The 19,871-nt window shown below is 72.5% G+C and carries 24 protein-coding genes; 12 read left to right on the forward strand and 12 right to left on the reverse strand.

What is annotated here, in order from left to right; translation table 11 throughout:
* Positions 1–27: 27 nt before the first annotated feature.
* Genes AC2YHB_RS08035 through AC2YHB_RS08045 form a run of 3 tightly spaced genes read left to right on the forward strand, consistent with a single transcriptional unit; the run spans position 28 to position 2,803 of the window.
* Complete coding sequence (locus tag AC2YHB_RS08035; RefSeq protein WP_487353758.1) at positions 28–981, forward strand: metal ABC transporter substrate-binding protein; 954 nt, start codon at positions 28–30, stop codon at positions 979–981.
* Entirely contained in the window at positions 978–1,802 is an 825-nt protein-coding gene (locus tag AC2YHB_RS08040; RefSeq protein WP_036546928.1) for a metal ABC transporter ATP-binding protein, read from the forward strand. The genes AC2YHB_RS08035 and AC2YHB_RS08040 overlap by 4 nt, the downstream gene beginning before the upstream one ends.
* On the forward strand, positions 1,799–2,803 hold the full coding sequence (locus AC2YHB_RS08045; RefSeq protein ID WP_036546435.1) for a metal ABC transporter permease: 1,005 nt from the start codon (positions 1,799–1,801) through the stop codon (positions 2,801–2,803). Before AC2YHB_RS08040 ends, AC2YHB_RS08045 begins: the two co-directional genes overlap by 4 nt.
* A gap of 93 nt (positions 2,804–2,896) precedes the next feature.
* Here the strand turns inward: AC2YHB_RS08045 and AC2YHB_RS08050 are convergent, their stop codons facing one another.
* From AC2YHB_RS08050 to recO, 3 genes are all read right to left on the reverse strand, one after another.
* On the reverse strand, positions 2,897–3,475 hold the full coding sequence (locus AC2YHB_RS08050; RefSeq protein ID WP_487353759.1) for a hypothetical protein: 579 nt from the start codon (positions 3,473–3,475) through the stop codon (positions 2,897–2,899).
* Positions 3,476–3,629: 154 nt separating this feature from the next.
* Entirely contained in the window at positions 3,630–4,451 is an 822-nt protein-coding gene (locus AC2YHB_RS08055) for an isoprenyl transferase (protein WP_179647468.1), read from the reverse strand.
* A 13-nt stretch (positions 4,452–4,464) separates the two neighbouring features.
* Entirely contained in the window at positions 4,465–5,217 is a 753-nt protein-coding gene (gene recO, locus AC2YHB_RS08060; protein ID WP_036546441.1) for a DNA repair protein RecO, read from the reverse strand.
* A 17-nt stretch (positions 5,218–5,234) separates the two neighbouring features.
* On the opposite strand from recO, the gene AC2YHB_RS08065 reads away from it, so the two are divergent.
* Entirely contained in the window at positions 5,235–6,047 is an 813-nt protein-coding gene (locus AC2YHB_RS08065) for an ion transporter (protein ID WP_179647469.1), read from the forward strand.
* A gap of 52 nt (positions 6,048–6,099) precedes the next feature.
* Positions 6,100–7,143, forward strand: coding sequence for a lipase family alpha/beta hydrolase (locus AC2YHB_RS08070; RefSeq protein WP_179647470.1), 1,044 nt, complete (start codon positions 6,100–6,102; stop codon positions 7,141–7,143).
* 18 nt (positions 7,144–7,161) lie between these two features.
* Here the strand turns inward: AC2YHB_RS08070 and AC2YHB_RS08075 are convergent, their stop codons facing one another.
* The 5 genes from AC2YHB_RS08075 to leuA all read right to left on the reverse strand — a co-directional run bounded on the left by AC2YHB_RS08075 (position 7,162) and on the right by leuA (position 11,697).
* Positions 7,162–7,512, reverse strand: a complete 351-nt coding sequence (locus AC2YHB_RS08075) for a hypothetical protein (protein WP_179647471.1) — start codon at positions 7,510–7,512, stop codon at positions 7,162–7,164.
* A 251-nt stretch (positions 7,513–7,763) separates the two neighbouring features.
* Entirely contained in the window at positions 7,764–8,360 is a 597-nt protein-coding gene (locus AC2YHB_RS08080; protein ID WP_179647472.1) for a hypothetical protein, read from the reverse strand.
* Between the two features lie 8 nt (positions 8,361–8,368).
* The gene (locus AC2YHB_RS08085) at positions 8,369–8,980 is read right to left on the reverse strand and encodes a hypothetical protein (RefSeq protein ID WP_179647473.1); all 612 of its coding nucleotides are present in this window, start codon (positions 8,978–8,980) and stop codon (positions 8,369–8,371) included.
* 65 nt (positions 8,981–9,045) lie between these two features.
* Complete coding sequence (locus AC2YHB_RS08090) at positions 9,046–9,921, reverse strand: alpha/beta fold hydrolase (protein ID WP_179647474.1); 876 nt, start codon at positions 9,919–9,921, stop codon at positions 9,046–9,048.
* Between the two features lie 18 nt (positions 9,922–9,939).
* Positions 9,940–11,697 carry a 2-isopropylmalate synthase gene (leuA, locus tag AC2YHB_RS08095; RefSeq protein ID WP_487353760.1) on the reverse strand — a complete coding sequence of 586 codons (1,758 nt, stop codon included), beginning with the start codon at positions 11,695–11,697 and terminating at the stop codon, positions 9,940–9,942.
* Positions 11,698–11,942: 245 nt separating this feature from the next.
* Between leuA and AC2YHB_RS08100 the strand changes: the two genes are divergently transcribed.
* From AC2YHB_RS08100 to AC2YHB_RS08110, 3 genes are read left to right on the forward strand one after another with little or no spacing between them, the layout of a single operon-like run.
* Positions 11,943–12,548 carry a hypothetical protein gene (locus tag AC2YHB_RS08100; RefSeq protein WP_487353761.1) on the forward strand — a complete coding sequence of 202 codons (606 nt, stop codon included), beginning with the start codon at positions 11,943–11,945 and terminating at the stop codon, positions 12,546–12,548.
* Positions 12,548–13,000 (forward strand): hypothetical protein, encoded by a 453-nt coding sequence (locus AC2YHB_RS08105; protein WP_036546455.1) that lies wholly within the window; start codon positions 12,548–12,550, stop codon positions 12,998–13,000. The genes AC2YHB_RS08100 and AC2YHB_RS08105 overlap by 1 nt, the downstream gene beginning before the upstream one ends.
* On the forward strand, positions 13,000–13,884 hold the full coding sequence (locus AC2YHB_RS08110) for a hypothetical protein (RefSeq protein WP_036546457.1): 885 nt from the start codon (positions 13,000–13,002) through the stop codon (positions 13,882–13,884). The genes AC2YHB_RS08105 and AC2YHB_RS08110 overlap by 1 nt, the downstream gene beginning before the upstream one ends.
* A 12-nt stretch (positions 13,885–13,896) precedes the next feature.
* Here the strand turns inward: AC2YHB_RS08110 and AC2YHB_RS08115 are convergent, their stop codons facing one another.
* Positions 13,897–14,877 (reverse strand): hypothetical protein, encoded by a 981-nt coding sequence (locus AC2YHB_RS08115; protein WP_487353762.1) that lies wholly within the window; start codon positions 14,875–14,877, stop codon positions 13,897–13,899.
* A gap of 36 nt (positions 14,878–14,913) precedes the next feature.
* Here AC2YHB_RS08115 and AC2YHB_RS08120 point away from each other — a divergent pair, with 36 nt between their 5' ends.
* From AC2YHB_RS08120 to AC2YHB_RS08130, 3 genes are read left to right on the forward strand one after another with little or no spacing between them, the layout of a single operon-like run.
* Positions 14,914–15,414 (forward strand): flavodoxin family protein, encoded by a 501-nt coding sequence (locus AC2YHB_RS08120; RefSeq protein WP_207006237.1) that lies wholly within the window; start codon positions 14,914–14,916, stop codon positions 15,412–15,414.
* 58 nt (positions 15,415–15,472) lie between these two features.
* On the forward strand, positions 15,473–16,279 hold the full coding sequence (locus AC2YHB_RS08125) for a septum formation family protein (RefSeq protein WP_051932330.1): 807 nt from the start codon (positions 15,473–15,475) through the stop codon (positions 16,277–16,279).
* Between the two features lie 26 nt (positions 16,280–16,305).
* Positions 16,306–17,148, forward strand: a complete 843-nt coding sequence (locus AC2YHB_RS08130) for a septum formation family protein (protein WP_487353763.1) — start codon at positions 16,306–16,308, stop codon at positions 17,146–17,148.
* A gap of 136 nt (positions 17,149–17,284) precedes the next feature.
* On the opposite strand, the gene era is transcribed toward AC2YHB_RS08130, so the two are convergent.
* Genes era through AC2YHB_RS08145 form a run of 3 tightly spaced genes read right to left on the reverse strand, consistent with a single transcriptional unit; the run spans position 17,285 to position 19,533 of the window.
* The gene (era, locus tag AC2YHB_RS08135) at positions 17,285–18,313 is read right to left on the reverse strand and encodes a GTPase Era (RefSeq protein ID WP_179647479.1); all 1,029 of its coding nucleotides are present in this window, start codon (positions 18,311–18,313) and stop codon (positions 17,285–17,287) included.
* Entirely contained in the window at positions 18,310–19,083 is a 774-nt protein-coding gene (locus AC2YHB_RS08140) for a siderophore-interacting protein (protein ID WP_179647480.1), read from the reverse strand. The genes era and AC2YHB_RS08140 overlap by 4 nt, the downstream gene beginning before the upstream one ends.
* A gap of 27 nt (positions 19,084–19,110) precedes the next feature.
* The gene (locus AC2YHB_RS08145; RefSeq protein WP_179647481.1) at positions 19,111–19,533 is read right to left on the reverse strand and encodes a DUF6916 family protein; all 423 of its coding nucleotides are present in this window, start codon (positions 19,531–19,533) and stop codon (positions 19,111–19,113) included.
* 29 nt (positions 19,534–19,562) lie between these two features.
* Here AC2YHB_RS08145 and AC2YHB_RS08150 point away from each other — a divergent pair, with 29 nt between their 5' ends.
* Complete coding sequence (locus AC2YHB_RS08150; RefSeq protein WP_373366961.1) at positions 19,563–19,850, forward strand: DUF6916 family protein; 288 nt, start codon at positions 19,563–19,565, stop codon at positions 19,848–19,850.
* Positions 19,851–19,871: the final 21 nt, after the last annotated feature.

The raw sequence follows: 19,871 nt of genomic DNA on the forward strand, positions 1-19,871 counted from the left end.
GACCACGAGCGGATGAGAATGATTCTCATGCGCTTCACTTCCGGTCTCGCCCTGCTGTCCACCGCCGCCCTGCTGGCCTCCGGCTGCTCGGCGTTCAGCGAGGGTGGCGGCGAGTCGAGCGGCGGCTCGGGCGGCGGCCCGACCGTCGCCGCGGCCTTCTACCCGCTGGCCTGGCTGACCGAGCGGGTCACCGAGGGCACCGGCGCCGATGTCGAGCTGCTGACCAGCCCCGGCTCGGAGCCGCACGACCTCGAGCTCGACGTCGCGAAGACCGCCGAGGTGGCCGAGGCCGACCTCGTCGTCTACGAGGCCGGCTTCCAGCCCGCCGTGGACGACACGATCGCGCAGAACGCGCAGGGCGACACCCTCGACGTCGCCGGGCTCGCCGACCTCCTGCCCGTCGACGAGTCCGCCGAGGAGCACGAGGAGCACGCCGGCGAGGACGAGCACGAGCACGACCACGGCAGCCTCGACCCGCACTTCTGGCAGGACCCGGTGCGGGTCGCCGACGTCGCCGACGCGGTCGCCGCCGAGCTCGCCTCCCTCGACGAGGACCACGCCGACACCTACACGTCGAACGCAGCGGCGCTGCGCAAGGACCTCGAGGCCCTCGACGCGTCGTACGCCACTGGCCTCGCCGACTGCGAGCGTGACACCATCGTCGTGTCGCACGACGCGTTCGGGTACCTCGAGAAGTACGGCCTGCACATCGCCCCGATCGTCGGCCTCTCCCCCGACGCCGAGCCGACGGCCGCCGTGCTCGGGGAGCTGCAGGACCTGATCAAGGAGGAGGGCATCACCACGGTGTTCAGCGAGCCGCTCAAGCCCGCGCTCGGCGAGGGCATCGCCTCCGACCTCGGCCTGACCAACGGCGTCCTCGACCCGGTCGAGGGCCTGTCCGACGCGACCTCGGGCGAGGACTACCTCTCCCTGATGAAGTCGAACCTGTCCGCCCTGCAGGCTGCCAACGGGTGCCGATGACGAGCGCGGACTCCTTCAGCGCGGTCTCCATCAGCGGGGGGACGGTCGCCCTGGGCGGCCGTCCCGTGCTGCGCGGGATCGACCTCACCGTCGAGCCCGGCGAGTTCGTCGCCCTGATGGGCGCCAACGGCTCCGGCAAGTCCACCCTCGTCCGCAGCCTGGTCGGCCTCCGTCCGCTCGTCGCCGGGGAGGTGCGCCTCTTCGGCACCCCGCTGGCGTCGTACGACGAGTGGTTCCGCGTCGGCTTCGTCCCCCAGCGCGCCACGGCGGCCGCCGGCGTCCCGGCGTCGGTCTGGGAGGTCGTGGCCGCGGGCCGGCTCACCCGCCGCAAGCTGCTGCGGCCCCTGTCCCGCGCCGACCGGGCCGCGATCGAGGACGCGCTGGAGATCGTCGGCCTCGCCGACCGCCGCCGCGACGCGGTGAGCAACCTGTCCGGCGGCCAGCAGCAGCGCGTGCTCATCGCCCGCGCCCTCGCTGGCGAGCCCGACCTGTTCTTCCTCGACGAGCCGACCGCCGGCGTCGACCTGCCCAACCAGCAGGTCCTCGCCGACACGCTCGCGCGGCTCAAGGAGCGGGGCGCGACGATCGTTCTGGTCGCCCACGAGCTCGGCCCGCTGGCCCGCCTCGTCGACCGTGCGGTCGTGATGCGCGACGGCCGGGTCGTGTACGACGGCGCGCCGCTGCGCGACCACGAGGTGCACCAGCCGTGGCTCGGCGAGCCGCACACCCACCACCATCACCACGGCACCGGTGCCGCCCGCGCCGACCACGTGCCCGGGGTTGCTTCCCCCGTCGACCGGATCGGGGGCGAGGCGCGATGAGCCCCGCCGAGCTGTTCGCACTCCCCTTCATGCAGCGGGCGCTGATCGCGGCCCTGCTGACCGGGCTCGCCGCCCCGGCGATCGGCACCTTCCTGGTCCAGCGCCGGCTCGCCCTGATGGGCGACGGCATCGGCCACGTCGCGGTCACCGGCGTCGCGCTGGGCCTGCTCACCGGCACCTCGCCGGTGTGGCTCGCCGTCATCGTCGCGGTGATCGGCTCGGTCCTGATCGAGATCATCCGCGAGCGCGGCCAGACCAACGGCGACGTCGCGCTCGCCCTGCTCTTCTACGGCGGCCTGGCGAGCGGCATCTTCCTCACCGGCCTCGGCGGCGAGAGCGCCGCGTCGCTCAACCGCTACCTCTTCGGCTCGCTGACCACCATCTCGGTCGACGACCTGATCCTCACGATGGTCCTCGCGATCACCGTCGTCGGCCTGTGCGTGGGCCTCGCCCCCCAGCTGTTCGCCGTCGCCCAGGACCAGGAGTTCGCGCGCGTGGCCGGGCTGCGCGTGCGCGCCTACAACGTGCTCGTGGCGGTGCTCGCCGCGGTCAGCGTCACCGTCGCGATGCGCACGGTCGGCCTGCTCCTGGTCTCCGCGCTCATGGTGGTGCCGGTCGCCACCTCGCAGCAGCTGACCCGTTCCTTCCGCACCACCATCGCCGCCGCCATGGCGCTGGGCACGCTGGCCTCGGTGGGCGGCCTCGTGGTGGCCACCTTCGCGTCGTACAAGGCCACGGTGGCGCCGGGCCCGACGATCGTCCTGCTGGCCCTCGCCTGCTACATCGTGGCCTGGCCGATCGGGATCTGGACCCGCCACCGGGCGCGGCTGCGCGAGCCCTTCCCCGCCGGGGAGCTCCCCGAGCACGAGGCCTGCGCCGAGCACCCGCACGACCACGGCCCGGGCTGCGGCCACCTCGCCGTGCCCCACGACGACCACGTGGACTACGTGCACGACGGGCACCGCCACGCCGCGCACGGCGCCCACTACGACGAGCACTAGCCGGTCCGCTCCGCACCCGAGGAGCCACGCACCAACCGGATTCGTCGCCAGGAGCAGCGGGCGACGACGATTCCGGTAGGTGCGTGGCGAACCTCAGCGGCCGATCAGGCTGCCGAGGCCGAGGTTCTCGAGGATGTCGGCGAGGCCGAGCGAGTCGAGCAGGTCGACGACGCCGAGCGACTGCAGCAGGGCCGGCAGGCCGATCATCTCCAGCAGGGGCGAGAGCCCGAGCAGGTCGAGGATGTCGAGCAGCTCGGTCTCGGCCTCCTCCGGCGGGGCGGTGCAGAGGCGGTGCGCGATGCGGGCCGCGACGAGGTTGTCGCGGGTCCGGTTGGCGATGCCGCCGATGGTGCGCACCCGGGCCTGGCTGGCCCGCAGCTCGGCACGGGCGTGGCGGAGCTTGCGGACCTTGCGCTGGGTGCGGTGCGCGTCGACGCTGCGCTGCAGCCTGGTGACGGTACGACGCAGCTCCCGGGTCCGGTTGACGGCACGGGTGTGCCGGGCCCGGACGTCGGCGAGCCGGTCGGTGAAGACGGCGACGCGGGCGGCGGTCGCCGAACAGTCGGCGGCCGCGGTCGCCGCGGCCTGCGCCGGGGTCGGCGCGGCCACCGTGGCCACACCTCCGAGCGTGAGCGTGAGTGCGAGCAGCAGCTTCACTGCAGCACGGATCATCTGGGTCTCCCTCCCTGGGTCCGAGCCCATGCCCGGCGCGTCCGGCGCCGTGCATCCCCATGGCGGGCCCAACGAGTACCCGAAAACTAGTGAGGGTTCTCTGATGTGGCGAGGGGGCGTCCAGTCCGTGGAAGCCCCCGACGGCGGCGAGGCGTCAGGTCGGGTTGGGCACGGCGCCGCCGTAGCGGCGGTCCCGCCGGGCGTACTCGTCGATGGCCGCCCACAGGTGCCGCCGGTCGACGTCGGGCCAGAGCACGTCGCTGAAGACGAACTCCGCGTACGCCGCCTGGTAGAGCATGAAGTTCGAGAGCCGCTGCTCCCCCGACGTGCGCCAGATCAGGTCGGCGTCGGCCAGCTCCGGCACGTAGAGGTAGCGCCCCAGCGTGCGATCGTCGACCCGCTCCGGGTTGACCCTGCCGGCCGCGACGTCGCGGGCCAGCGCCCGGGCCGCGTCGCCCAGCTCGGAGCGCCCGCCGTAGTTGACGCACATCGTCAGGGTGAGGACATCGTTGTGCTTCGTGAGCTCCTCGGTCGTGCGGAGCTCGTCGATGACCGACTTCCAGAGCTTCGGGGCGCGGCCCGCCCACCGGACCCGGATGCCGCGCTCGTGCATCTCCTCGCGGCGGCGGCGTACGACGTCGCGGTTGAAGCCCATCAGGAACTTCACCTCGTCGGGGCTGCGCGACCAGTTCTCCGTCGAGAAGGCGTACGCCGAGACCGCCTTCACGCCGATCTCGATGGCGCCCTCGACGACGTCGAACAGGCTGGACTCGCCCTCCTCGTGACCGCGCGTGCGCGGCAGGCCACGCTCCTTGGCCCACCGGCCGTTGCCGTCCATCACGATCGCGACGTGGTTCGGCACCAGCTCCGGAGGGAGCGGCGGCGGCGTCGCGCCCGAGGGGTGCGGGGTCGGCGGCAGGGGCTCGGGACGAGCGGCCGCCGCGGCGGCACGGGTACGACGGGAGGAGCGACTCACGGGTGCCAGTCTGTCAGCGCTCGACGTAGGCCAGCGACCGGAGCCCCCGCTCCAGCTGCCACTGCACGAAGGCGGCGACCAGGCCGGTGGCCTCCTTCACGTGGCGCGGCTCGGCGGCCTCGATCACCGTCCAGTCCCCCGCCAGCAGGGCGCCCAGCAGGGTGAGGGTCTCCGGGGCCGGCGAGGCCGAGCCCGGGATGCGGCAGGTCGAGCACAGCACACCGCCCATCGACGGGTTGAACCAGCGGTGGCTGACCAGCTCGCCGGTCGCGGTGACCGGCGGCCGGCCGCAGTGGGCACAGTCGACGAAGGCCGGCGCGTAGCCGGCGATCGCGAGCGCCCGCAGCAGGTAGGAGTCGAGCACGTGGCCGGGCGAGCGCTGGCCGCCCGCCATCGCGTTCAGCCCGCCGAGCAGCAGCGCGAACTGCTGGCGCGCCGGCTCGCGCTCCTCGACCACCAGCCGCTCGGCGGTCTCGAGCATCGCCGTGCCGGCGGTGTAGCGCTCGTAGTCGAAGCCGATCGGGGCGGCGTACGCTCCGCGGGTCTCGGCCTGGGTGACGGTGTCGAGGTTGCGGCCCTCGGCGAGCTGGAGGTCCACGTGGGTGAACGGCTCGAGCCGCGAGCCCCACCGCGACGTCGTACGACGCACGCCCTTGGCCACCGCGCGGATCCGGCCGTTGTCGCGGGTCAGCAGCGTGATGATGCGGTCGGCCTCGCCCAGCTTGTGGGTGCGCAGCACGATCGCTTCGTCACGGTAGAGGACCACTCTCCTATTCTGCGCCCATGAGCGCACTGGACGCCGCCGCCACCCCGCACGGCAACGGACCTCCTCGTCGACCGGGCAAGCCGGCGGCGCCTCCGGTGACCTTCGTCGACTGGCTGATGCTGCTGCTCGCCATCGTGTCGGTGGGCCTGCTGGTGTGGATCACCTTCTGGGACGTCGACCCCGAGGTGCACGAGCGCGTGGTCCACCTCGACTACGCGATCTGCGCGATCTTCGCCGTCGAGTTCGTGTGGCGCTGGCGGCGCTCCGGCATGGGCTGGCGGTTCCTGCGCTCGTACTGGTACGAGGTCCTCGGCATGGTGCCGCTCTCCGACCCGGCCTTCCGCTCGTTCCGGCTGCTGCGGGTGGTGATCATCCTCGCCCGCCTCGGCCGCGCCGCCGACCGGGCCTTCGGCGACCGCGCCACGGCCTACATCGTCGGCAGGTTCACCGAGACGATCGTCAACATCATCAAGCGACCGGTCACGGTGGCGGTGCTCGACGAGGTGATCGCCGTCGTCCAGACCGGCAACTACGCCGAGCACGTCTCCGCGGCGATCGAGGAGAACCGGGCCGAGCTCGATGCGCTCATCGTGGAGCTGATCCGGGAGGACCAGGCCGCCGGCCGGTTGAGGTTCGTCCCCTTCCACGACGACATCGTGCGGCTGGTGAGCGACACGGTCCTGCGGATCCTGCAGGGCGGGCTCGCCGACCCCCGGGTGCACGAGCTGATCTCGGACGCGATCCGCGAGTCCGCGGTCCAGCTGCGCGGCAACGTGCGCGAGCGGATGCACGAGGAGATGCGGCTGCAGCCGGAGAAGGTCGGCCGCTGACGGTCGGCGCCGGACGTCGTAACGCGCCGGTCGTACGCCGAGTTGTCGTGGTGTGCGCCGCCTGCTGACCTGCCTGCTCCTGCTCACCGCCTCGCTCACCGCCGGGGCCACCCTGGCGCCGGCCCCGGCGCGGGCCGACACCACCTCGCCGTCGTACGCGCCGCTCGACCGGCCGGGGCCGCGGCTGACCGTGCCGGCAGCCACCCTCGACGCGGCGCTGCAGTGCCACGGCGACCCGAAGGCGGGGCCACGGCCCGTCCTGCTCAACCCGGCGACCAGCGTGACGCCGGAGGAGAACTACTCGTGGAACTGGGCCAAGGTCTTCACGAAGCAGCGCCGCTACCACTGCACGGTCACGATGCCGTACCACACCTTCGGCGACATCCAGGTGGCCGGCGAGTACCTCGTCAACGCGATCCGGCGCATGTACGCGCGCACCGGCCGGAGGATCGCGATCCTCGGCCACAGCCAGGGCGGCATGAGCGGACGCTGGGCGCTGCGGTTCTGGCCCGACACCCGCGCCAAGGTCGCCGAGGTGATCGGCATGGCGCCGTCCAACCACGGCACCACCGTGCTGGCCGGCTGCATCACCGGGCTGACGACGTGCGTGCCCGCGGTGTGGCAGCAGCGGGCCGGATCGGCGTTCATGAAGGCGCTCAACAGCCGGGCCGAGACCTTCGCCGGCATCGACTACACGAACGTCTACACGATGCTCGACGAGGTCGTCGTCCCGCCGCCGTCCTCCGGCCTGACGACCGGCGCCGGCCGGATCGTGAACGTCCGGGTCCAGGACGTCTGCCCGCTCGACCCCTACGAGCACGTGATGACCGGGACGGTCAGCCCGGCGACGTACGCGATCGTGATGGACGCGCTCACCCACGACGGGCCGGCACGGGCCTCCCGGGTCGACCGGAAGTGGTGCTCGCAGCTGTACATGCCCGGGATCGACCCCGCGGACGTCGCCGGCTTCGCGCCGATCCTCACCGCGCTGCCGAACCTGCTGCTGACCGTGGTCCCGAGCGTGACCCTCAGCGGCGCGCCCCTGCTGAAGAAGGAGCCCGCGCTCCGCTGCTACGTGTACGCCGCCGGCTGCTGAGGCAGCGTGCGGCGGGCGTCAGCCGCGGCGCAGGAACGGCGAGTACACATTGCCGAAGGCAGCTCGCTGCAGTCCGTCGTCCTGGTAGGTCGTGTCGCCCACGTAGGTCGCAAGGTCCAAGGCCACCCTCACCACGCGCGGCCGTCCGATGCACGCCCGCGGGACGACCACCTTCACCGACGACGACGATTGGTCCACGACGACGCGCAGCCGCCGGCAGACGGCGTCGTCACCGCCAGGTCCCTGCCGGGAGAACGCCGGTCGGTCCGCGGCCCCACCGCGACCGCTGACATAGATCCCGTAGGTCTGCGCTCGCGTGTCGACGTTCATCGAGAAGTACCAGCGACCGCGCGGCAGGGGCGTGGCCATGGTGAACCGAACGACGACTGTCGTGCTCAGGTGTCGTGCCACGACAGTCCTGATGTCACCGGCACGCCGGTCCGGAACCGGACGCACCTCGCCATCCTGGACGACCTTGACGACGTCGCGCGCAGCGTCGCGATGCGTCCAGGACGCCGCGTGGGCACCCGCTGCGGACGCACAGACGAGGGCAACCGTGACGCAACACGTCACGAGGAGTCGGCTGAAGATGGTCATCGAGGCTCCCTTCATGGTCGGGCTCAGCCGCGACGGATGCGCGGCGAGAGGCGGGGCACGTCGCTCCAGCCGCGGCGCAGTGCGTCGTCCATGTGGACGGTCTCGGTGTCGGCGTCGTACACGCTGACCTGGGCTCCGACCCGCACCGACGCGGGCCGGCCGAGGCAGCTGCGGGCGATCGTCAGCACGAGGGCGCTGCCGATGATCCGCGAGGACTTGGCCCGGCACTTGACCACGCCGCCGCGGCCACTGGCCTTGAGCAGCATCAGCTGGCGGTAGTCCTCGTACTTCGACTGGATCACGAAGAACTGCGCCCGCGGGGTCACGATGTGGGCGAACGCCGACCAGTCCCCCCGCGGCACCTGCTGCATGGTGATCCGGACGACCACGTTGCGCGACGTGTGGCCGATCGACGTCCGCCACACGTCGCCGATCCTCCGGTCCGGGGAGGGCGTCGGGGCGTTGCCGTCCTCGTAGTCGTCGAGCGTCATCGACGCGACGTCACCCTTGGGGTCGGCGAGCGACCAGTTCTCGGCGGACGCGACGCCCGCCGAGGTGACGAGCAGCGCGCCGGCGAGGACCAGCACCGCGAGCGCGCGGTGCAGCGCGGTTCCCTGCATCGTGGGCCTCAGCCGCGGCGGATGAGCGGGGACAGGCGGAGGTCGTCGAGGCCGATGCCGCGGCGGAGCGCGTCGTCGGCGTAGATGATCTCCATGTCCTGGTCGTAGACGACGACGCCGACGCCGACCCGGACGCTCGCCGGGTTGCCGAGGCAGGTGCGCGGGACGGTGAGCACGAGCGCGGTGCCGTCGATCCGCGAGGACTTGCCGCGGCAGCGGATCTCCGCGCCGGAGCCGTTGGTCTTCGAGAAGGACAGGCCGCGGAAGCCGTCGAACTTGAACTGCACTAGGTCGAAGGACGTCCGCGGCGTGCGGATCTGCGCGAACGCGCTCCAGTCCCGCGTCGGGACGGCCTGCATGGTGACCCGGATGACGACCTTGGTGGCGGTGTGGCTGACCGAGGTCCGCCACACGTCGCCAGCGCGCCGGTTCGGCGCCGGCACCGGCTCGGACGCGTCCTCGGTGATCGACACGACGTCGCCCTTGGGGTCGGCGAGGGACCAGTTCTGGGCCGAGGCGATCCCGGCGGACGAGAGCAGGACGGCGACGGCGAGGGCGAGGACGGCGAGCAGGCGACGGAGCGCGGGCATGCCGAAGATCCGAGAGTCGAGGGGGGTCATGGGCGCGATCCTTCCAAGCGGAAGGGGTTAGCGCAGGCGAATCGACAGATCGGCCCGAGTCGTCCCTACGACGAGCGGGTACGACGCGCGCGGAGCGAGCCGCGCGAGCACTCCCGCGCGAACCGGCTGACCACCAGGTCCAGGCGCTCGGGGCGACGCCGCCACTCGAGCGGCATGTGGGCCTGCTCGAGGCTGGCGGCGGGCATCTCGGCGAGCAGCATCTCGGCGTCGCCGACCGGGTGGAACGGGTCGCGGGTGCGGGACAGCACCAGCGCACGGGCGGTGATCGCCGACCGCTCGGCCGACGACGGCGCGAGCCGCCCGAACAGGACGCCGTGGATCACCGCGGCCACCGTGCCCGGCCTCTGGTCGAGGGTCTCCCGGGCCAGGCGCAGCCACTCGGGCAGGACCCGCGCGGGCAACGGCCGGGAGGCGAGGCGCAGCAGGCTGAGCGGGACGGGCGCGAAGCGGGCGGCGTACATGACCGGTCCGAGGACGGCGAGCTGCGCGGCCAGCGCGTTGTCGAGGACCGGTCCGTCGAGCAGCAGGCCCGCGACCCGCTCGGGCGCGAGGACGGCGACCTCGAGCGCCACGTTGGCGCCCAGCGAGCTGCCACCGACGACCGCACGCGTGGCGCCGACGTGGTCGAGCAGCGCCACGACCTGCTCGGCGAAGGCCGTCACGGAGTAGGCGAGCGGGTCGGCCGGGCGGTCCGATCCCCCGTGGCCGAGCGGGTCGAGCACGAGCACGTGCAGACCCGCCGCGGCGAGGGTCCGGGCCGCGTGGTCGTGCACCCGCCGGGGCACGAGCAGCGGGGGGACGAGGACGACCCAGGCCTCGCCGGCGCCGTACTCGGTGAACTCGAGGCGGTCGCGTCCGCGAGCGCTCTCGACGAAGTACTGCCCGACCTGCTCGGAGGCCAGGGCCGCCCGTCCCGTCATCTGCTCCTCAGCCGCCCGTCAGCCGACCGGCGCGATCGGCGTCGCGGGGATCGTGGTCCCCCGGGCCCGGTTGGCCGCGCACACCACCGCACGGAGCGAGGCCGTGACGATGTTGTGGTGGATGCCGATGCCCCACACGATCTCGCCGGCGATCTCGCACTCGACGTAGGCCGCGGCGACCGCGTCACCGCCGGACGACAGCGCGTGCTCGGCGTAGTCGAGCACCCGGATGTCGGCGCCGGCCTGGCGCACACCGTCGACGAAGGCCGCGACCGGGCCGTTGCCCAGGCCGATGAAGGTCTGCTCCTCGCCGCGGACGCGGAGCTGCACCTCCTGGCGGTCGTCGCCGCCCTCGTCGGCCGTCGAGGTGAAGGCGATCAGGCTGTAGGGCTCCTCGCGGTCGAGGTACTCCTTGCGGAAGATCGCCCAGATGGCCTCGGGCGTCACCTCGCCGCCCTGCGCGTCGGTGTGCTGCTGGATCACCCGGCTGAACTCGATCTGCGCGCGGCGCGGCAGGTCCAGGCTGTGCTCGGCCTTCAGCACGTAGGCCACGCCGCCCTTGCCGGACTGGCTGTTGACCCGGATCACCGCCTCGTAGGTCCGGCCGACGTCCTTCGGGTCGATGGGCAGGTACGGCGCCTCCCACGGGATCTCACCGACCGGCTTGCCCTGCTCGGCCGCGATCCGGTCGAGGTCCTCCAGGCCCTTCTTGATCGCGTCCTGGTGGGAGCCGGAGAAGGCGGTGTAGACGAGGTCGCCGGCGTACGGGTGGCGCGGGTGCACCGGCAGCTGGGTGCAGTACTCGACCGTGCGGCGGACCTCGTCGATGTCGGACAGGTCGACCTGCGGGTCGATGCCCTGGCTGAACAGGTTCATGGCCAGGGTCACCAGGTCGACGTTGCCCGTGCGCTCGCCGTGCCCGAACAGGCAGCCCTCGACCCGGTCGGCGCCGGCCATCAGGGCCAGCTCGGTCGCAGCGACGGCCGTGCCGCGGTCGTTGTGCGGGTGCAGGCTGATCGCCGAGTGGGCGCGCCGGGTCAGGTGGCGCGAGAAGTACTCGATCTGGTCGGCGTAGGTGTTGGGCGTCGACATCTCGACGGTTGCCGGCAGGTTGAGAATGATCTCGCGCCCCTCCTCCGGCTGCCACACGTCGGAGACCCGCTCGCAGACCTCGAGCGCGAAGTCGGTCGGCGTCTGGGTGAAGATCTCCGGGCTGTACTGGTAGCCGAAGTCGGTGCCCGGCAGCAGCTGGTCGGCGTACTTCATGACCCACTCGGTGCCGCGGGTCGCGATCGCGATGCACTCGGCCTCGGTCACCCCGAAGACGACCCGCTGGAACAGCGGCGCGGTCGCGTTGTAGAGGTGCACGGTCGCCTTGTCGGCGCCCTGCAGCGACTCGACGGTGCGCGCGATCAGGTCCTCACGGGCCTGGGTCAGCACGGACACGCGTACGTCGTCGGGGATGCGGTCCTCCTCGACGAGCTGGCGCACGAAGTCGAAGTCGGTCTGGCTCGCGGCCGGGAACCCGATCTCGATCTCCTTGTAGCCCATCTTCACCAGGAGCTCGAACATCTTCAGCTTGCGCGACGGGCTCATCGGGTCGATGAGGGCCTGGTTGCCGTCACGCAGGTCGGTGGAGAGCCACCGCGGCGCGTGGGTGATCTTCTGGTCCGGCCAGGTGCGGTCCGGCACCGTGACGGGCTCGAAGGCGGTGTAGCGGTGGTACGGCATCCCCGACGGCTGCTGGGTGGGGATGGTGACGCTCGGCTTGGTCATGACTTCCTCGGGTTGGTGAGTTCTCAAGAGGGGGCGCCGGGCGCGCGACTCACTCCGCAACGAGGGGTCCGGCTTCAGACCTCGCTGCGGCCGCTAAGAAGGAGGGCTCGCATCATGACGTCGCCACTCTAACAGGAGCCGGCGCGGCCCGTGCGGCCGGACGGTGCGGTTTCGCCGCGATCGGCACGGGTAGGCCGACCTCGTCCAGCGCGTCACCCCATCGCGAAACGACAGAAGGACTCCCGGTGCCCCCAACGACCGACCCGGGCCTGCAGCAGCGGCTGGCCTACCTCCGCCAGCGTCGCGGCGCGGACCGCTTCCCCGACGACGAGCCGTCGACGGGCCAGGACCCCACCGGGGCGATCAGCCTCGACGTCGACGCGAGCGGGTGGGTGATCACCTCCCGCGTGGAGCACCTCGACGGGCTGCGCACGCCCGACGCCTTCACCCGAGCCGTGCGCGCCGCCCACACCGGCGCCTCGCTGGCCCGCCTCGCCGAGGCGGCGGAGGAGAAGTGGCGCGACCGGGTGCCGACCCCCGAGGAGGAGGAGCGCGGGCGGGCGATCGTCGAGGGCCGCCGCGCGCTGACCGTGCCACCACGTCCGCGCTTCCGGCCGATCGAGATCCCGTCGCAGCCGGTGCCCGACCCGGGCGGAGCGGCGTACGACCGCGGCTTCCGGACGGTTCGCGGCACCTCGCGCGACGGCGAGGTCACCGTGGCGGCGTCGGTCGCCGGAGGGCTGGGCGAGATCACCGTCGACGGCGACTGGCTGGCCTCCACCGGCGTCGAGCTCGCGCACTACGCACTGCGGGAGGCGTTCCACGACCTGCGAGAGAAGGGAAGCATCTGATGGTCGACGACGACGAGTACAACTTCGAGGGCGACAACAGCTTCAGCGGCGGGCACTTCCAGGTCCAGCCGCCCACGGTCCTCTACCCCGAGCCGCCGAAGGGCTACGGCGAGGAGCACCCGCCGCCCGGCGGCTGGGGCGACCGCTTCGAGATGGCGCCCGCGCGGCTGATCGAGGCCTCCCACCACTTCGACGCCGAGGCGGAGGACCTGGCCACGGCGCGGCCGCTGATCGCGGTCGGCTACGGCAAGCCGTGGATCTTCGGGGTCACCGACACCCTCTACACCGTCGGCTCGATGCACGAGGACATCAACAAGGTCCTCTACCGAGCCACCCAGGACGGGCAGTACATCCTCACCCAGATCGCCAACGGCCTCGTCGAGACCGCGAACGACGCGGTCGGCACCGACCAGACCGTCGGCGACAACTTCAAGAACCTGGACATCCACTGATGGGCGCACCCACTCCCCCGGCGGTCGACCTGACGACCAGCGACACCCGCGAGACGATCCTGACCCTCGTCAACGAGTGCGTCGACTACATCGCCGACAGCATCGAGTACTGGCTCAAGGAGCTCGCGTCCTTCGCGAGCAGCCACGCCTCCGAGATCGGCGGACTGCTCGGCCTGCTCGGCGGCGGCATCGTCGGCGGCATCGTCGGCTGGGCGATCGGCGACCAGATCGAGGACAAGTTCGAGCAGTTCTGCAAGGACACCTGGGACGAGTTCGAGAAGTTCCTCGAGGACCTGCGCACCACCATCGGCGGCTTCTTCGGCGACCCCCTGCTGATCAGCCAGATCGCGTCGAACTACCGCGACGCGAGCCGCGCGCTCGGCCCGAACGACGGGGAGACGATCGCCACCGTCAACACCTACCTCAAGGCCAAGTGGACCGGCGAGGGCTTCAACAACTTCATCGTCCTGTCCGAGAAGCAGCACAAGGCGCTCGTGTCGATGCAGACCATGATGCAGAAGTCGGCCGACCTGCTCGACGACAACTGCACCAACCTGCTCAAGTTCTGGGTCGACACCGCCAAGGGCCTCGTCGGCCTCGGCACGAAGTTCATCCAGGGCGACGCCGAGCTCGGCGACGCGGGCAACTGGGTCACGCTCGGTGTCGGCGTCGTCGCCAAGACGCTCGCCGGCTGCATCGAGGCGATCGCGGGCATCGTGCAGACGTGGGCCAACTACTGGGTGACGCTCAATGTCGCCTCGGCCGGCGACTGGGACGGCCTGCACGCCACGCTCCAGGACCAGGAGTTCGGGCTGCCCAACGGCCGCTGGCCCGACCAGAGCCGCCTCGTGGGCGGGCTCAACTCCCCTTGGAAGACCGCCTGACCGGACCGTCGGTCAGGGCGTCACCCGCGTGGTTGACGTCGTCGTGAACCTGGTCGTCGCCGGCCGGCCCTCGCTCCCCGAGGTCCGGTCGGCGGCGTACTCCACGGTGACCGCGAGGTCCGCCGGCGCGTCCGGCTCCGCAAAGACCAGCCAGGCATTCGTGTCGCCGGCGCCGGTGGCCGGGCGCTCGAGCGTGGCGACCGGCGGCTCCCCGCCGAGGGTCGCGGTGACCTCCGCCCCCGTCACCGTGTACGACGCCGCGCCGGTCCCGCGGCCGACCTCCGCCGTGTCGAGGCGGGCCTCGAGCCGGATCGCCGCCCAGGTCGTGCCGGTCGGCGCCCAGCCGGCCTCGGGCGCCCACGGCACTTCGACGAGCAGTGCGCCACAGGTCTGGTCCAGCGTGACGCCGACCTCGGCGGCCGACCCCGAGCAGTCCTGCTCCTGCCGCCCGGCCGGCGGGTCGTCGTACAGCGCGGCTGCGGCGCCGGGCTCCACCTCGTAGCCGTCGAGGGAGACCTGCTGGACGACGCCGTCGAAGCCGACCTCGAGGTGGCCGGTCTCCGGCAGGTCCTCCGGAACGGCCGCGAAGACTCCTGCGGCGGCGTCGCGCACGGCGAGGTCGATCCGCTCGCCCTCGCCGACCAGGGTGAGCGTCGGCCGCTCGCCGACGCCGGCGAACAGGCCGGCCGACCCGGGCGGCGTGCCCGTCGGGCGCAGGTCCCAGCCGACGCCGAGGTAGCGCACCCCGTCGACGGCCGGCAGGTCCTCACCCTCGGCCGTGTCGGACGCGGACACGGTCGGCGTCGCGGCCCGCAGGCGCACCTCCAGGGTCCCCGTGGGGAGTCGGACGTCGAAGGCGGGCGTGCGGATCGGCTGGCCACCGGCCGCGACGACGTCGCCGGCCTCGACCGGGTGGTCCTCGGCGCACGCGCCGAGCACACCTCCCCCGACCAGGAGCGTGATGGCCAGGAGAGTGCGTCGCCGAGTCGCCACCGGGCCAGTATGTCCGGATCGACCTAGGCTGACGGCGTGCCCCGCCTCCTCGTCGTCCACCACTCCCCCAGCCGCTCGATGCAGGCCCTCCTGGACCGGGTCGTCGCGGGCGCCCACGACGAGGACGTGCAGGCTGCCGGTGCCGTGGAGGTCGAGGTGCGCGCCGCACTCGAGGCGACCGCCGACGACGTCCTGGCGGCCGACGGGTACGTGCTCGGCACGACGGCCAACTTCGGCTACATGAGCGGCGCCCTCAAGCACTTCTTCGACTCGACCTTCCTCGCGGTCGGCGGCGCCCTCGACCCCACCGGCGCCCCGGCCGATGGCGCGGGCGCGACCGCCGGACGCCCGTACGGCCTCTGGCTGCACGGGCGCTACGACCTGACCGGCGCCCAGCGCTCGGTCCAGTCGATCGTCGGGGCGCTCGGCTGGAAGCAGGGGTACGACGTGCTGGGTGTCCTCGGCGAGGTCGACGACGCCGCGAGCGAGGCCGCCTACGCGCTGGGCGCTACTATCGCGGCACTGCTGACGAGCTGACCCGGACCGCACCGGGACGGCCGCGCGGACCGGGGGACACGGGACGAGGAGGACTGCGATGCTGCTGCGACGCGCCGTCGCCGTGCTCGTGCTCACCCTCCTCGGCGCCTCCCTCGCGGCCTGCGGATCGGAGGCCCAGGGCGGCAACACCGACCCCGACCTCGTCGACTCCACGGCGCTGCCGGACAGCGGTGTGTGCCGCGACCTCACCCCCGACGACGTCGCGAAGGCCGCCAACGCGACGAAGACCGTCGACTGCGCGACCCGGCACACCGCCGAGACCTTCGCCGTCGGCGAGCTCCCCGGCGAGTTCGACGACGTCGACTACGACGACACCGCCCTCGGCACCTACGCCTACCGCACCTGCTCGACGAAGTTCGCCGAGTTCGTCGGCGCCGACGAGAGCCTCGTGCTCCGCACGACCCTCAGCTGGGCGTGGTTCCGCCCGTCGGAGAAGGCGTGGGGCAAGGGTGCGCGCTGGTACCGCTGCGACGTGATCGGCGGCAACAGCTCCAGCCCGGAGTACCGGCCGCTGCCCGAGACGGCGCGCGGCATGCTGTCGGGCCGGCCCAACGACAGCTGGCTCAGCTGTGCCTCCGGGCCGTCGGTGGCGGCGGGCGAGAAGGTGCCCTGCTCCCAGAAGCACGACTGGCGGGCGGTCACGACCGTCAAGCTGGGTGCCCCCGAGGACGAGTACCCGGGCGACCGGGTGATGGAGAGCCGGACCCGGTCGTTCTGCGCCAACTCGGTGAAGGCGTGGCTCAACTACCCGGCGGAGTTCGAGTACGGCTTCACCTTCTTCCACCAGGCCGAGTGGAAGGCCGGCATCCGCCGGTCGGTGTGCTGGGCGAAGACGACCAAGTAGTGACCAGGCAGCAACGAGACCGAGGCATGCGCACCACCCCCCACACCCCCACGACCCGGCGCCTGCTGTCCGCGGCGCTGGCCCTCGGGCTGTCCGCGGCGCTCGCGGCCTGTAGCAGCGACGAGCCGGAGACGCGGGAGGAGAAGCCCGCCGCCACGCAGAAGCCGGCCGCGGAGCCGCCCGCCGCGCCGAAGGTCGGCGCCTGCTACTCGCTGACCTACGAGGAGGCCATCGCAGCGACCTCCGAGTCCGCGCCGGTCGCCTGCACCAAGGGCCACACCACCGAGACGGTCGCGGTCGGCTCGATCGACGCCGTCGTCGACGGCCACCTGCTCGCGGTCGACTCCGACCGGGTCCGCGCCCAGGTCGCCACCGCCTGCCCGCGGGCGCTCAAGTCGTACGTCGGCGGCAGCGTCGAGCAGCTCCGGCTCTCCATGATCCGGCCGACCTGGTACACCCCCACCCTCGAGGACTCCGATGCGGGCGCCGCCTGGTACCGCTGCGACGCGGTGGTCCTCGCCGGCACCTCCACGCTCGCCGACCTGAAGGCCGGCCTCAAGGGCGTGCTCGGCACGTCCAAGGGCCGCAAGCAGTACGCCATGTGCGGGACCGCGGCGCCGGACGCGAAGAACTTCGAGCGCGTGCTGTGCTCCGCGAAGCACTCGTGGCGCGCGATCGACGTGGTCGTCTTCGAGGAGGGGAAGTACCCCGGGGAGAAGAAGGTCCGCGCCGCCGGTCGCACGAAGTGCGAGGACGCAGCGGCCGACGTCGCCGAGGACCCGCTGACCTTCGAGTGGGGCTACGAGTGGCCCACGAAGGAGCAGTGGGACATGGGGCAGGCCTTCGGCCGCTGTTGGGCCCCCGACTGAGCGACCACTGTCGGCCTGCCGCCAGGCAGACTCAGCCATCCGCCGGAGGCAACCGCGGCGCGGCAGCGCGGCGGGAGCCGCGCGACGGCAGCTCGCTGCCCCCGTCATCGCGGCGGAGACGCGCTCGCGCGAAGAACTAGAAACCCAGCTTGCGGAGCTGGCGCGGGTCCCGCTGCCAGTCCTTGGCGATCTTGACGTGCAGGTCGAGGTAGACCGGCGTGCCGAGGAGCGCCTCGATCTGCTGCCGCGCGGTCGTGCCGACCTGGCGCAGGCGGGCGCCCTTCTTGCCGATCATGATCCCCTTCTGGGAGTCACGCTCGACGTACAGGTTGGCGTGGATGTCGAGCAGCGGCTTGTCGTCGGGGCGGCCCTCGCGCAGGCCCATCTCCTCGACGACCACGGCGATGGAGTGCGGGAGCTCGTCGCGGACGCCGTCGAGGGCGGCCTCGCGGATCAGCTCGGCGGCGAGGATCTCCTCGGGTGCGTCGGTGAGGTCGCCGTCGGGGTAGAGCGGGGGTCCCTCGGGCATCAGGCCGACGAGCAGCTCGGCGAGCAGGTCGACCTGGTCGCCGCCTACGGACGACACGGGCACGATCTCGGCCCAGTCCGTGCCGGTCTCGCGGCCCAGCTCGGCGATGTCGAGCAGGTGCTCGGCGATCCGGTCCGGGGTGGCGAGGTCGGTCTTGGTGGCGACCGCGATCTTGGTGGTCTTGCGGACCTTGGCGAGCTCGGTGACGAGGAACTTGTCGCCGGGCCCGATCTTCTCGTCGGAGGGGAAGCACACGGCGACCACGTCGACCTCGGACCAGGTGGTCCGCACCAGGTCGTTGAGCCGCTCTCCGAGCAGGGTCCGCGGGCGGTGCAGGCCGGGGGTGTCGACGAGCACGAGCTGGCCGTCGGGCCGGTGCACGATGCCGCGCACCACGGTCCGCGTGGTCTGCGGCTTGTCGGAGGTGATCACGATCTTCTGGCCGACGATCGCATTGGTCAGCGTCGACTTGCCGACGTTGGGGCGCCCGACGAAGCAGGCGAAGCCGCTGCGGTAGCCCTCGGGGACGTCGCCCAGGCCGAAGACCGGCGCGGCCGGCGGCGGCAGCGCGCCGAAGTCCTCGTCGAACTCGTCCTCGTCGTCGAGCTCGTCGACCTCGTCGTACTCGTCGTTCATCGTCCGGCCTCCTGTGCGGCGTCGTAGTCGGCCCAGATCTCCTCGTCGGACTTGCCGGCGGCCTTCCCGGCACGCCAGATCGGCCCCGGGTCGACGGCGCGCGGCTGACGCTGGGCGACCGAGCGCCAGTAGCCCATCACGTCGTACTGGGTGCTCGGGAGCTTGCGCTCCCGCATGAGGTGCTTGCGGATGGCGCGCATCTGCGCGGACTCCCCCGCCATCCAGAAGTAGCCGGGGCCCTCGGGGAAGTCGAGGGACTCCACGACCTCCGCGAGCCGGCTGTCCCCGTCGGTCGGCAGCCAGGTGACCTCGACGCCGTCGGTGAAGTAGCCGTCGATGCGCGAGTCGGTGGGGACCTCGGCGACGATCCGCGTCGGCAGGGCCGACCCGTGCTCGACCGCGATCCGGGCCATGGCCGGGAGCGCGGTGAGGTCGCCGACCAGGAGCAGCCAGCCGGCGTCCGGCGGCGGCAGGAAGGAGCCCTTGGGCTCGGTGATGGTCACCTGCTGGCCGACCGGGTCACCGGACGCCCACTCGGTGACGAGGCCGACCTGGTGGACCACCACGTCGAGGACCAGCCGCGAGCCCTCGACGGAGCGCACCGTGTAGTAGCGGCTCTGGAACTGTCCGGGCACGACCAGGCCGACCCACTCGTCGGCGATGCCCGTGGACGCGAAGCCCGGGACCTCGACGGTGAGGCGCACCAGGTGCGGCGTCACCTGCTCCCGCGCGACGACGTCGGCGGCGTACTGCTGGGCCCGGGTGCTCACCCGCCAAGGCTAGTGGCTGAGCCGCTCCTACCGGTTGTTGACGACGGCCCGGTAGGTGCGCCGCGACGCGTCGGTCGGCACGAGGAAGAGCGAGGTCGCGGCGAACTGGCTCCGGCTCACGGTGTAGGTGCCCTGCTCGGGTCCCCGACGGCGCGCGCGGAAGGTCAGCTCGAAGCTGCGCAGCGACCCACGGGCACCGCCCGAGGAGAGGTCGGTGACGGCGACGAGCTTCATGGACAGCCGCACGCCCGGGCCGGCGACCCAGAACGCGCGGGTACGACGCTTCGCGAACCGCCCGCGGCGGTAGAGCGTCGCGCCCCGGGTGACCGGCTGCACGGCTGCGGCGGCCGGCGCCGGGGCGGCGGTGGCGGGCGGGCCGACGGCGACGACCGTGGCGGCGAGCCCCGTGGCGCTCGCACCGATCACGGCACGGCGGGTGAGGTCGGACATCAGTTCCTCCTGCTCGGTACGGTGGCCGCGTGCAGTGGCTCACCCATGACGACTTCGCCGGACGCATCGGCGAGACCTTCACGGTCGCCACCGCCGACGGCGGCCGGGTCGCCCTCGTGCTGGTCGAGGCCACCCTCGGCCCGGACCTCGGTGGCCCCGGCCCCGACGGGGCCACCCGCCACCAGTTCGCGCTCGTCCTCGACGGCCCCGACGGGCTCGGCCAGGCCGTCCGCCGCGTCGAGCACGGCGACCTCGGGACGATCGACCTCTTCCTCGTGCCGATCGGCCACGGCCGCTACGAGGCCGCCTTCGGCTGACCACGTCAGCAGCCGGTGGAC

This window comes from Nocardioides sp. SRI_004, from assembly GCF_057586415.1.